General features: G+C 69.4%; 12 protein-coding genes and 1 tRNA gene. 9 read left to right on the top strand and 4 right to left on the bottom strand.

Annotated features, from left to right (window positions below; all coding sequences use genetic code 11):
* On the top strand, nt 1–757 hold a 757-nt coding region (locus tag C492_RS15845; protein WP_008425457.1), incomplete at its 5' end, for a DNA topoisomerase IV subunit A.
* Between the two features lie 76 nt (nt 758–833).
* Here the strand turns inward: C492_RS15845 and C492_RS15840 are convergent.
* The 3 genes from C492_RS15840 to C492_RS15830 form a co-directional block, all read right to left on the bottom strand.
* The gene (locus tag C492_RS15840) at nt 834–1,694 is read right to left on the bottom strand and encodes a zinc ribbon domain-containing protein (RefSeq protein WP_008425454.1); all 861 of its coding nucleotides are present in this window, start codon (nt 1,692–1,694) and stop codon (nt 834–836) included.
* Between the two features lie 173 nt (nt 1,695–1,867).
* The gene (locus tag C492_RS15835) at nt 1,868–2,566 is read right to left on the bottom strand and encodes an MBL fold metallo-hydrolase (RefSeq protein WP_008425452.1); all 699 of its coding nucleotides are present in this window, start codon (nt 2,564–2,566) and stop codon (nt 1,868–1,870) included.
* Between the two features lie 46 nt (nt 2,567–2,612).
* Entirely contained in the window at nt 2,613–3,350 is a 738-nt protein-coding gene (locus C492_RS15830; protein ID WP_008425450.1) for a fumarylacetoacetate hydrolase family protein, read from the bottom strand.
* A 224-nt stretch (nt 3,351–3,574) separates the two neighbouring features.
* Between C492_RS15830 and C492_RS15825 the strand changes: the two genes are divergently transcribed.
* From C492_RS15825 to C492_RS15795, 7 genes are all read left to right on the top strand, one after another.
* A tRNA-Glu gene (locus C492_RS15825) sits at nt 3,575–3,649 on the top strand.
* Between the two features lie 609 nt (nt 3,650–4,258).
* Nucleotides 4,259–5,125: an SCO family protein gene (locus C492_RS15820; RefSeq protein ID WP_008425446.1), complete on the top strand. Its 867-nt coding sequence runs from the start codon at nt 4,259–4,261 to the stop codon at nt 5,123–5,125.
* A gap of 2 nt (nt 5,126–5,127) precedes the next feature.
* The gene (locus C492_RS15815) at nt 5,128–5,697 is read left to right on the top strand and encodes a TlpA family protein disulfide reductase (protein ID WP_008425443.1); all 570 of its coding nucleotides are present in this window, start codon (nt 5,128–5,130) and stop codon (nt 5,695–5,697) included.
* Nucleotides 5,694–6,368 (top strand): cytochrome c biogenesis CcdA family protein, encoded by a 675-nt coding sequence (locus C492_RS15810; RefSeq protein ID WP_008425441.1) that lies wholly within the window; start codon nt 5,694–5,696, stop codon nt 6,366–6,368. Before C492_RS15815 ends, C492_RS15810 begins: the two co-directional genes overlap by 4 nt.
* 110 nt (nt 6,369–6,478) lie before the next feature.
* Nucleotides 6,479–6,901: a universal stress protein gene (locus tag C492_RS15805; RefSeq protein WP_008425439.1), complete on the top strand. Its 423-nt coding sequence runs from the start codon at nt 6,479–6,481 to the stop codon at nt 6,899–6,901.
* Between the two features lie 173 nt (nt 6,902–7,074).
* Nucleotides 7,075–8,997 (top strand): bacterio-opsin activator domain-containing protein, encoded by a 1,923-nt coding sequence (locus tag C492_RS15800; protein WP_008425436.1) that lies wholly within the window; start codon nt 7,075–7,077, stop codon nt 8,995–8,997.
* A 248-nt stretch (nt 8,998–9,245) separates the two neighbouring features.
* Entirely contained in the window at nt 9,246–9,941 is a 696-nt protein-coding gene (locus C492_RS15795; RefSeq protein WP_008425433.1) for a helix-turn-helix domain-containing protein, read from the top strand.
* Nucleotides 9,942–9,966: 25 nt separating this feature from the next.
* Here C492_RS15795 and C492_RS15790 read toward each other — a convergent pair whose 3' ends face one another.
* The gene (locus C492_RS15790) at nt 9,967–10,149 is read right to left on the bottom strand and encodes a DUF5786 family protein (protein WP_008425431.1); all 183 of its coding nucleotides are present in this window, start codon (nt 10,147–10,149) and stop codon (nt 9,967–9,969) included.
* A 655-nt stretch (nt 10,150–10,804) separates the two neighbouring features.
* Between C492_RS15790 and glmS the strand changes: the two genes are divergently transcribed.
* Nucleotides 10,805–12,392: glutamine--fructose-6-phosphate transaminase (isomerizing) (gene glmS / locus C492_RS15785; RefSeq protein WP_008425429.1), on the top strand; the 1,588-nt coding region annotated here is incomplete at its 3' end.

Here is a 12,392-nt window from a genome sequence, read left to right as displayed (position 1 = left end):
CCAGGACGAGTCCAACGGTCTGATCGAGGACTTAGAGATCGTCTCGGGAGTCACCCGCGAGGACTTCCACATGCGCCCCGAGGAGTCCGGCGCGAAGGTGATGGGGCCGTTGCACATCCGCGAGCAGACCAACCGCGGCGACCGCGCCATCCACTGCCAGCTCGACGTGGGCCAGGGCGGCTACCAGATCCCGAACAACCCGGACATGATCGAATTCCTCGACAACGACGCCGAGTTCGTCCTCTGTGTCGAGACCGGCGGGATGCGCGACCGCCTCGTCGAGAACGGCTTCGACGAGGAGTACGACGCCATCGTCGTCCACCTCGGAGGTCAGCCCGCACGCGCCACGCGCCGGCTGACCAAGCGCTTCCACGACGAACTCGACCTCCCCGTGGTGGTCTTTACCGACGGCGACCCGTGGTCCTACCGCATCTACGGCTCGGTCGCGTACGGATCGATCAAGTCCGCGCACCTCTCGGAGTACCTCGCGACGCCCGAGGCGAAGTTCATCGGCATCCAGCCCGCCGACATCGTCGAGTACGACCTGCCGACCGATCCCCTCTCGGACTCCGACGTCAACGCCCTGGAGAGCGAACTCGAGGACCCCCGATTCCAGACCGACTACTGGGAGGAACAGATCGAGCTCCAGCTCGAGATCGGAAAGAAGTCCGAACAGCAGTCCCTCGCCTCCCGCGGACTGGACTTCGTGACGGATACGTATCTGCCCGAGCGCCTGGACGAGATGGGCGTCCTCTAGAGCAAACGGTCGCTTCTCGAGCGCTCGACCCGTTCGACGGCCGACTATGGCGGGAGTCCTCGCTCTCGAATCCGAATCAGCGCCGCGGCTCGGACTCGCGCTCGGCCGGGCTCGAGTCCGCGATCGGGATCGTCGTCTCGCCGACCGACCGCGAGTCCTCGGTCGTTCCGTTCGCGCAGCGCCCGCAGTAGGCGTTGTGCCCTTCCGACAGCGTCAACGGGACGCCGAGGACGTAGACCCCCTTTCGGTAGGTTCGCTCGAGCCCGCGACCGACGGGACCGCCGCAGGCCGTACACGACCGCTCGTAGTCGACGACCGTCGACTCCTCGACCGACCTGGCGAGGCCGTTCGCGGACGGCGAACGGCGGTTCCCGAGGCGGCGGCGAACCCCGGGAAACAGCCCCAGCCCGACGGTCGCGAGCCCGACCGCGATCGCGGCCAGCAGCGGCGTCAGCGTCGGACTCGCCGGGGCGGCGGCGAACCCCGCCAGCGCGACGGCCGTCGCCAGACAGCCGGCGCCGGCGATCCGCCCGACGGTCTCGAACCGCGAACCGGCGTCGCGCTCGTCGGTCGACGGGTCGGCCCGCAGCACCGTCCGCTCGGCGTCGCCGACGTAGCGGTAGAGCCCGTACAGCGCGTTGCCCAGTCCCATCGTCCACCAGACCGACAGCGCCGCGACGACGAGGTGCTCGTCCCTCCCGCCGACCGTCCGACGGACCATGACGACGCGGTCGCCGAAGTCGTGCTCGAGCGTCCACCCGTCCGCCGTCGCGGCCGCGACGCGTCGCTCGAGGGCGGATCGCGACGCCGAGCCGTCGGCCCCGTCGACGTGACGGCCGCAGTCCGGGCAGAAGTTCATCGACGGCTCGAGCGCCGCGCCGCAGTGCGTGCAGTACGGGCCGTCGACGCGACTCCCCCTCCGACGGTCGTTTCGCATACGCGGGGAAAGGGCGAGAGCGACACTAACTCTTTGGAGCTATCAGTCACGAAAGCGATACCGACCGGAGTCGGCTCGGACGCGCGAGTCGGTAGCTCCGCAGCGCCGCGTGTGGCTTCCGCACTCAAGCGCGCTCCGGGGCCTACTCCCGCCGCCGTGGGGCGCGGACGCGGTCACTCGTCGAGGACGACCGGAACCCGTCGCCTCGCGACGTCGACGACGAACGCGTCGGGGTCGGTCTCGAGGGCCTCGAAGGTGTTGTAGTGGATCGGCAGGACGAGTCCCGGGCGCATCCGTCCCGCGAGTTCGGCCGCGTCGCGTCGATCCATCGTGAACGACCCTCCGATCGGCGGCAGGAAGACGTCGACGGCCAGCTCCTCGTGGACCGGGAGCGCGTCGGTGTCGCCGGGCCAAAAGGCGGTGACGCCGTCGATCGTGACGCCGAAACCACAGCCCTCACCCTCGCGGTGGTAGGGCTCGCCCTCGTCGTCGGTGTAGGGCCCGCCGGGTTCGTTGTACGCCTGGGTCGTATAGAGGTCGAGCGGGCCGAGCACGAACGACTCGTCGCCGCGCACCCGCTCGACCTCGTAGGGAAGCTCCTCGAGGGACTCGTCGACGCGGTCGATCTCGTCGGCGTCGATGGCCTCGTGGGCGACCACGACGGCGTCCTCGTGGGCCACCCGTCGAATCCCCTCGGGATCGTAGTGGTCGTCGTGGCTCACCAGCACCAGGTCGCCGTCCCGGGCGTCGTAGTCGTCGAGGACGCCGTATCGGCCCGGGTCGATGTAGACGACGGTTCCGGTCTCGCCCTCGAGGCGAACCGTCGCGTAGCCGAGCCAGTCGATATCGACCGCGCCGTAGCGAACAGTCATGGGCGGCGATTGGCGAGCCGAAACGAAAAGCGTTGGCGGTGTGCGTTCAGGGACGGCGGGTCGAGTGCTCGAGCGTCCCCACGCCCTCGACCTCGATCTCGACGTCGTCGCCGTCCTCGAGCGGGCCGACCCCCTCCGGGGTGCCCGTCGCGATCACGTCTCCCGGCTCGAGGGTCATGTAGGTCGTGATCTCGGCGATCAGCTCGGGCACCGAGAAGATGAGCTGGTCGAGCGAGCCGTCCTGTTTCGTCTCGCCGTTCACGCGGGTTCGGACGGCCGCGTCGTCGGGCACCTCGTCGGGCGTCGCGAGCACCGGCCCCATCGGCGCCGCGCCGTCGAAGGCCTTCCCGCGGATCCAGTTCTGTTCCTCGCGCTGGTCGTCGCGGTTCGAGACGTCGTCGACGCAGGTGTAGCCCTCGACGACGTCCATCGCCTCGCTCTCGGGGACGTGGCGACACTGCTCGCCGATCACGACGCCGAGTTCGGCCTCGTGGTCGATTCGCTCCTTGCCCGCGGGGGCGGTGACGGTGTCGCCGTGGGCCGCGAGCGCGTTCGGCGGCTTCAGAAAGAGCAGCGGGCGATCCGGCACGTCGTTGCCCATCTCGTCGGCGTGGGCCGCGTAGTTGCGACCGATGCAGACGATCTTCGAGGGTTCACAGGGTGGGAGGACGTCGATCGCCTCGTCCTCGAGGGCGTAGCTCTCGTTCGCGAAGTGGACGCGACCGCTCTCGAGTTCGCCCCGGCGGACGGCGCCCGCGGGGTCCCGGAATCGGACGTATTTCATGGCCGATGGGTCGTAGCCCGCCTCCAAAAGAATTGAGATGGCGGCGGGTATCGCACCACCCTCTCGAGGACGGGTGGCGGCTCGCACGCTCGTGCGGCAGGCCGTCTCACGACGGCCGCGGAACGGAACGTTTTTTACTAGGCCTCGGCAAGCAGTGAATGCGTTCAGTTCCGTTGTCCTACGGAACGCAGTGACGTAGGGCTCGGAGCATGAACGAAGTGAACGCTCCGTTGGTGTAGTCCGGCCAATCATTTCGGCCTTTCGAGCCGATGACCTGGGTTCAAATCCCAGACGGAGCACTTTTCGAGCGAACGTAACACCGCGACGTTTCGCGGAGAATCCCCGAGCGGGGGGTTCAGTAGTAGTAGAACTCGAGTTCGTGTCCGCAGTTCCGACAGCGGGTTTCGGTTCCGCGGAGGTGGCCTCGCCCCTGACCGTCCGAGCGGCCCGGGCCGGGCGGGACGGACGCGCGTACGGTACCGTCGCACTCCGGGCACCCGACGTCCACTGCTGGGTTGTTAGATTGTGACATAATCGGGTGTACCCGACATCCCCAAATAGTTATCCGAGTCGTAAGCCCGCCCGCCCGACCGATCGCGGGTCGTTTCCGGACGCAACTCGAGCCTAGCCCGACGAAACGCCGGACTGAGTCGTGCGAGAGCGACCGCGATCGGTTCGACGGAGCGTCTCGAGGACGGTTTCGGCGATTCAGCCTCGAGAGGGAGATTCACGCTCGAGGCGATTATGACGCTGTTAGTCGACGACCGACGGCGCTACATTCCTCGAATCGTGAACTAGTGACTGATTAAACAGTACCGTCTCCCGACCAGTTCTCCGATTCGGAGACGTTTTTCGCTTTCAGAAATCGAACCAACGAGCATTTGATCGCGCGCTCCCAGGATTCCGGTATGGAACGGCGGACGTATCTTCGGGCGCTCGGGGGAACAGGCGTCGCTGGTCTCGCTGGCTGTCTCGGCGACGTACCCGGTATCGGCGGCGACGATCGGACCGTCCTCGAGGGGAACGCGCGGGGCGATCCGTCGCACCCGGTCAACGGCGAGGAGTTCCCGTCGTTTTCGCTTCCGGACCCGCTGGCGGACGAGACGGTGTCGCTCGAGGATTACACGGACGATCGACCGTTTCTGATGACGTTTTTCTACACCTCCTGTCCGGACGGCGCCTGTCCGGCGTTGCTTCTTCGGCTTCGACGCGTACAGGAGGACGCGATCGAGCGCGGCTACGCCGACGACGTCGGCCTGTTAGCGACGACGTTCGACCCGAACCGGGACACGCCCGAGGCCCTGGAGGAGTACGCCAAACAACAGGGCGTCGACCTCGAGGTCGGGAACTGGCACTTCCTCCGGCCCGAGGACAACGAAGCGGCCAAGACGTTCGTCGAGGACGACGTCGGAATGCCCGTCGAGCGCGTCGAGGACCACAGCGCGCTCGGTCACGGCGAGGGAGGGGGCAACGGGACGGGCGAAAGCGAGGGTCGGAACGAAACGAACGGCACTCACGGGAACGAAACGCACGGAAACGAAACCGAGGCGAACGGATCGCACGGGGAGAACCGAACGAACGGGAACGAAACGCACGGAAACGAAAGCGAAACCGGCGGCCACGGCGACGGGTACGCCTTCACCCACTACAACCTGATCGTCCTCGTTAACGAGGACGGCGTCGTCGAGCGCGCGTATCCCCGCGCGATCGATCCGCAGGGCGGGGTCACTCCCGAGGAGCTCGTCGAGGACACCAAGACGGTGGTGGACGGATAACCATGCGCCGCCGGGAGCTGCTCGCGGGCGTCGGAAGCGCGGGCGTGATCGCCGGCGCCGGCGCGGTCGCCGCCTCCGGCGTTCCGTCGGTCGACGAGTTGCTCGGCCGCGAGTCGGACCAACCGGAGCCGGAGGAGCCCCTCGAGGTCGAGACGGTCGACGCGCCGGGCAGCGAGGCCGGAACCGCGACCGTGCCCGCGAGCGACCGCGCGACGTTCGTCGACATCTTCGGGACCTGGTGTCCGCCCTGCGTCGAGCAGATGCCGGCGCTGGCCGAGGCCAACGACCGAATCGGCGACGAGGTGTTGTTCATCTCGGTGACCAGCGAGTCAGTCGGCGAGGACGGCTCGATCACGCGGGCCGAACTCGCCGACTGGTGGGACGAACACGGCGGCGACTGGACGATCGGGCTCGACCCGACCGCGGCGGTCACCGAACGGTACCTCGAGAGCGGCTACCCCTCCGCGGCAGCGATCGACGCCACGGGCCGGCTGCGGTGGTCCGAGTCGGGGGTCAAGACCGCCGACGAGCTCGTCGCCGGAATCGAGCGGGCGCTCGAGGCCGACCCATGATCGACGCGTCGCTGCTGTCGGTGGTCGCGTTTCCGCTTGCTGCCGGCGTCGGAACCTTCTTCTCGCCGTGTGCGTACCCGCTGTTGCCGGGCTACGTCGGGTTCTACGCTAGCCAAACCGATCAGGAGACGGCGTCGCTGTCGGGATCGCTCGTCAGGGGCGTTATCGCGGGGCTTGGAGTGCTCGCGACGTTTGCGGCGCTTTTCGGCGCGACCTTCCTGATCGGACACTCGACGCTGTCGAACGTCGCCGTCTTCGAGCCGATCGTCGGCGGGCTCCTGATCGTCTTCGGCGTTCTGGTGGTCCTCGATCGCGCCCCCTCGCTGTCGATCGCGCTCCCGAAGCGGCGTTCGAGCGCGCTGGGCTTTGGGATCTTCGGCGTCGGCTACGCGCTCGCCGCGGCGGGCTGTGTCGCGCCGGTGTTCATCGCGGTGACGTCGTACTCGCTGACCCTGTCGACGACGTCGGCGGCGCTGGCGCTTGGAACGTACGCCGGCACCGTTACCCTGCTGATGGTCTCGCTGACCGTCGCGACCGGCGTGGGACTCGTCGCCAGCGGCGGCTGGCTCTCCGCGCACACAAAGACCATCGAGCGGATCGCGGGCGCGATTATGATCCTCGCCGGACTCGGCCAGCTCTACCTCGCGATCTTCGTCCTCGACGTGATCTGATCGACGGGCGTCGACGCTCGCGCCGCGTTCGCCCCGTGCTCACCCGGGCGACTCCGCCGGCAACTGCAGGTAGGAAACGTATCAGACGGCTTCCCGAACCTCGAGACGAGATGTACCAGGAGCTCCTACTCGCGACGGACGGTAGTGACGGCGCTCGACGGGCCGCAGACCACGCGATCGAGCTGGCGCGCCAGCTCGACGCGAGTCTGCACATCCTCTCGGTCTCCGAGGATGGCCCCCACGCCGAGCAGAAACGCGACCTGATGCGGACCGACCTCGAGGACCAGGCCGCCGAAGCGATCGAGCACGCCGAGGAGAAGGCGGCCGGGAACGGGATCGACGTCAGGACGACGATCCGCCACGGCGTCCCCCAGGAGGAGATCGTCGACGCCGCCGAGGCCCACGACGCGGACCTGATCGTCGTCGGAACGGTCGGTCGCTCCGGGCTCGACCAGCTGATCGTCGGCAGCGTCGCCGAGGAGGTCGTCCGAAACGCGTCGGTTCCGGTCGTCACGGTTCGAGACGAGTCCTGAGGCGGCCGATCTGCCGTCCGCGCCCGGTCGTAATGGATCGCTACTCGAGACTACGAGACCGATAGTTAACCCCGACGAGCGCGAGGAGGTGCCACCGTGTCCCGCCGCGCAGGCCCTCCTCGAGCACCCGCCCGTTCCGATATCGAGAGCGACGCCGATCCGGAGGCGGTCGCGTGACCCGAACGACCAGCGCCGCGGCCGATCCGTTGCTCCGGGTACTCGTCGTCGGCGACGCCGACCCGCTCGAGGCGGTGACCGAGGCGGTGACGCGGGGGTTCGACTCGGTCTCGCTGGTCAGGGAGCGCGCGCTCTCGAGCGCTGTCGCCCGCGTCGAGACGGTCGATCCTCACTGCGTCGTCTGCGGGTTCGATCCCGGAGGACGGTCGCCGGTCGAACGCCTTCGGGCGGAACGCGAGTCGGTCCCGATCCTCGCGGTCGCCGCCGACGCCGTCGGCGCGCTCGAGGCGGGCGCGACCGACGTCGTCGATCCCGCCGCTCCCGACCCGCTCGTGGTCGCCCGGCTCGGCCGACTCGCGGCGGGCGAGCGCGATCGACCGACCGACGAGTCGACCGCCGACTACCGCTCGATCCTCGAGGGCTCGAGCGCGGTCGTGTGGCTCCTCGACGGCGACGGCGAGGTCGCGTACGCGAGCCCGGCGACCGACGAGGAGCTCGGGATCTCGCCGGACGAACTCGAGGGGCGATCGGTTTCGCAGGTCGTCCACCCCGAGGACCGCGATGCCGTCCGCGAGGCGGTCGCCGCCGCCGCGGACGGACCGCTCGGAGCGTCGGAGCGCGTTCGAGTCCGCCTCGGTCGCGCCGACGGCGCCCGGCGAACGGCGGAGCTTCGGGCGAGCAACCGCCTCGAGGGGATCGTCGCGACGGTCGCCGCCGAGCCCGCGACCGAGGCGGAGCAGCTTCTCGAGCGACTCCAACGGCTCGGCGAAACTGGGCAAGATCTGCTCGGCGCAACCGACCGCGAGGCGGTGTACCGCCGGCTCTGTCGGGGCGCGGCGTCGCTCGAGTGCGAGGACGGACGGATCGAGCTCGCCTGGGTCGGCGCGATCGAGGGCGGTGAGACCCTCGAGCCGCGAGCGGTCGCCGGAGCGGGCGACGGTCGCCTCGGGTCGCTCGCGAGACGACACGCCTCGACGATGGGGCGGGCGATCCCGGAGTCGGCGTCCGCGGACCGCCTGACCGAAGGGGCGGACGAGCCCTGGCGCGAGCGCGCACTCGAGGCGGGAATCCGCTCCGCGCTGTGCGTTCCGCTCCGATACGAGGGGTTCCGGTACGGCGCGTTGGTCCTCTACTCGACGGCGCCCGCGGCGTTCGACGAACCGACCCGCCGCGGTCTCGAGCGTCTGGGACGGGTCGCCGGGGTCGCCATCGACGCGATGGAGAGCCGGCGCGCGCTTCGGGGTGACGCCGTCGCCGAGCTCGAATTCGTCCTCCGGGAGTCCGAACCGCTCGCGTCGATCGCACACCGGATCGGCCGACCGCTGACGATCCGGTCGGTCGTTCCGACCGACGGCGGCGGAACCGTGTTCGCGACGGTTCCCGACGAGGCCGACGAGGGGGGCGAGCCCGACGGGGCGCCCCTCGAGGCCGTCGACGGCCTCGAGAGCGTCCGATCGGTCGGCACCGTCGGCGGGCAGCGCCTGCTCGAGTTCCGGGTCGCCGAGCCGTCGGTCGCGACGGCGGTCGCCGCACACGGCGGCGGCGTCCGGACGCTGACCCCGACGGACGACCGAACGCGGCTCGTCCTCGAACTGGCGGGGCCGAACGACGTCCGGACGTTCGTCGGTGCGCTCGAACGGGAGTGGGACCTCGAACTGGTCGCCCGCCGCCAGCGCGGGCGCTCGCCCGAGAAGGCGGTCGCGCTGGACGCGGCGCTTCGCGAGCGCCTCTCCGAGCGACAGCGCCAGACCCTCGAGGCGGCCTACTACGCCGGCTTCTTCGAGTGGCCCCGCGAGACCACCGGCGAGGGGGTCGCCGACTCGCTGGGGATCTCCCAGCCGACGTTCAGCCGCCACCTCAGAGTCGCCCAGGGAACGGTGCTCTCGGTGCTGTTCGACGAGTTCGACGGCCTCGAGTGAGCAGGGCGGTCGCACGCGAGCCGGTAGCGGGAGGTTACCGCGGATAGTCGGCTGCTACGTCCGGAACGACCACGGATCGGAGACACTCGCCTCGAGCGACCGATGAATACGCATAGCGACGACTCGGGGGTCGGCGTTGGTATCTAGCCCCTACGGCCATCCGTTCGCGCCCGAATCGACCAGTCGATGATCACGATCCCGGTAACGAGAGCTTATCGCTGTCGTCCCCGCGGACGGCGGGTCGAGCGGTGAGCCTCGACCTCGCCGCGGAGTCCGACGGCGTCGGCGTCCGAACGCAGGCCGACGGCGGCGTCCTCGCTCAGCTCACCCTCTCCCACCCGGAGCTGGTGTTGCAGCCGTCGCTGCGGCGCGCTCCGGAGGTGGCCGTCGAACCCGAGTACTGGACCGACGCGGGCGACGACCGAACCCTCCTGTTCGTCACCGCGTCCGGCGCCGAGTTCCGCGCGTTCGAGACCGCCCTCGGAACCGACCCGACCGTCGCCGACCCCGTCCTCGTCGATCGGGGCGCCGACCGTCGGAGCTACCGCCTCGAGCTTACCGATCGGGCGATCACCCTCGTCGAGGCGAGCGCGATCGTCGGCGGCCGCCTTCGGGAGTGCTCGAGCTGTCGGGACGGCTGGCGGTTCCGGATCCGGTTTCCCGATCGGGACGCCCTCGTCGGGTTCAACGACCGGTGTCGCGACAGGGGCGTCTCGGTGAGCGTCGACCACCTCCGTCCCGCCGACGCGGACGCCGAGGCGTTCGTTCCCCTGACCGAGAAACAGCGGGAGCTGCTGACCGTCGCCTACGAGGAGGGGTACTTCGACGTCCCCCGTCGGATCTCCCAGGACGAGCTCGCGGATCGGCTCGGGGTCTCGAAGTCGGCGATCTCCCAGCGGCTCAGACGGGCGATCGCGCAGCTTTGCGGGTCGACCCTAGCCTGAAAAATCGTCCCCGCCGCGATCGCCGCTACTCCTCGTCGTCGTCTTTCATCGAGCCCAGCTGGGAGACCAGCTGGTCGGTCGTGACGTCGGATTCGAACTCGAGTTGTCCGTCGTGATCGTGCTCGTGGACGTTGACCGCCTCGACGTCCTCGTCGTCGTCGTCCTGCGGTTGCTGCTGCTCGGACTCGTCGTAGCTACCAAAACCCATGTCAGAACCGAGGAACGGCCGCGGGAAAGGGGTGACGGTTCTGCCCGCCTCTGCACTGCGGTCTCACGCAGACGGGTACTCCCTCCGTCGGAGGTGCTCCCATCGGACGCCGGCGGCGCGCCCGCGAGACGAGCACCGGGAGCGCCGATCGCTCGCGGAACCGGACGGCGGTCTGTACGCGAGCGGGGTGGCGCCGCTTCGTCCAGGAAACCGTCGACCGACGGCCCCGAACCCGGTCGTATGCGTTCGATCGTGCGGATAACCACCCCGTACGCGGCCGTTCGGTCGATTATCGGCGTCGAAGGGAACCCCTTCTCCCGTTCCGATTCGAGCCGAGTCGACCGCGATCCGTCCGGACGGCGGGCTCGAGCCCGTATCCGACGACTACACCGCCGTCCGTCGCCGCGGGGCGCGCCCGTCGAGACCCGTGGAGTCGACGGCGAGGGCGCCTCGAGTATCCGTTCGCTACGGGGTCCGATAGTCCGTCTATAGTAATGAGCGCCGGAGCGCTTAGCGTGTCCTATGTTCACGCACCGTTCGTTCTGTCGAACAGTTTCCGCGGACGAACAGCCCGGTCCGCCGTCCGCGGACGACCGTCCGACCGACGCACCGTCGGGCCGTCCGAGCGAATCCGGCGAGGGGCGGTGATCCGACGATGTGTGGAATCATCGGCCGCGTCGGCGACGGGAACGCCCTCGAGCCGCTGCTGACGGGACTGGAGAACCTCGAGTACCGGGGCTACGACTCGGCGGGCGTCGCGGTCCAGAACGGGGCCGGAATCGACGTCGAGAAGCGCTCCGGGAAGGTCGAGGCGTTGATCGATTCGATCGAGCGCGGCTCGATCGAGGGGCAGGTCGGGATCGGACACACCCGCTGGAGCACCCACGGGCCCCCGACCGACGAGAACGCCCACCCCCACACCGACGCCACCGAGGACGTCGCGGTCGTTCACAACGGCATCATCGAGAACTACACCGACCTCCGTGCGGAGCTGCGGGCGGCGGGCTACGAGTTCACCAGCGACACCGACACCGAGGTCGTCCCCCACCTCATCCAGTCCTACCTCGACGGCGGCGCCGACACCGAGACCGCCTTCCGGGAGGCGATCGCCGACCTCGAGGGGAGCTACGCGATCACGGCGATGTTCTCGGGCGAGCACGTCCTCTACGCGGCCCGCCAGGGGTCGCCGCTGGTGGTCGGGATCGAGGACGACGAGTACTTCCTCGCGAGCGACGTCCCCGCCTTCCTCGAGTACACCGACAGCGTCGTCTACCTCCGGGACGGCGACGTCGTCATCGTCGACGCGGACGGCGTCGAGTTCACCGACCTCGCGGGAGCGCCCGTGGAGCGCGAGCCCGAAACCGTCGAGTGGGATCCCGAGGAGGCGGGTAAGGGCGAGTACGGCCACTTCATGCTCAAGGAGATCCACGAGCAGCCGACGTCGCTCGCGCAGGCCCTCGAGGGGCGGATCGATCCCGAGAACGGACGGACCGCGCTGGCGGACTTCGATTCGGGCGCGTTCACCGACGTCTCGAACGTGCAGCTCGTGGCCTGTGGCACCTCCTACCACGCGGCGCTGTACGGCGCGATCGCGCTCAACCGGTCCGGGGTTCGGGCGACCGCGCTGCTGGCCAACGAGTACGGCGCCGCCGCGCCGCCGATCGACGACGGGACGCTCGTGATCGCGGTCACCCAGAGCGGGGAGACCGCCGACACGCTGACGGCGTTGCGACGGGCGAACGCCGACGGCGCCGAGACGGTGACGGTCACGAACGTCGTCGGCTCGACCGCGGCCCGCGAGGCCGACGAGGCGCTGTTCATCCGCGCGGGGCCGGAGATCGGCGTCGCCGCGACCAAGACGTTCTCCTCGCAGGCCGCGATGCTCGTCCTGCTGGCCCGGCGGATCGCCGCCGACCGTCGGGGCGGTGAGCCCCCGGCCGAGCTCGACGCGTTGCTCCCGGATCTGGCCACCCTGCCCGACGCGGTCGAGACCGTCCTCGAGTCCTCCGACGCCGCGGCGATCGCCAACCGGTATCGCAGCAGTCGGTCGTACTTCTTCATCGGCCGCGGGCTGGCGTACCCGGTCGCGCTCGAGGGCGCCCTGAAGTTCAAGGAGATCACCTACGAGCACGCCGAGGGGTTCGCCGCCGGCGAGCTGAAACACGGGCCGCTGGCGCTCGTGACCCCGGAGACGCCGGTGATCGCGCTGGTGAGCGGGCGGGCGAACACCGAGCGGATGCTCA

It is taken from the genome of Natronococcus jeotgali DSM 18795 (assembly GCF_000337695.1).
GTDB lineage: Archaea > Halobacteriota > Halobacteria > Halobacteriales > Natrialbaceae > Natronococcus > Natronococcus jeotgali.
The sequence above is the reverse complement of the archived record's forward strand: the minus strand, read 5'-3'. Positions and strand labels throughout refer to the sequence as shown.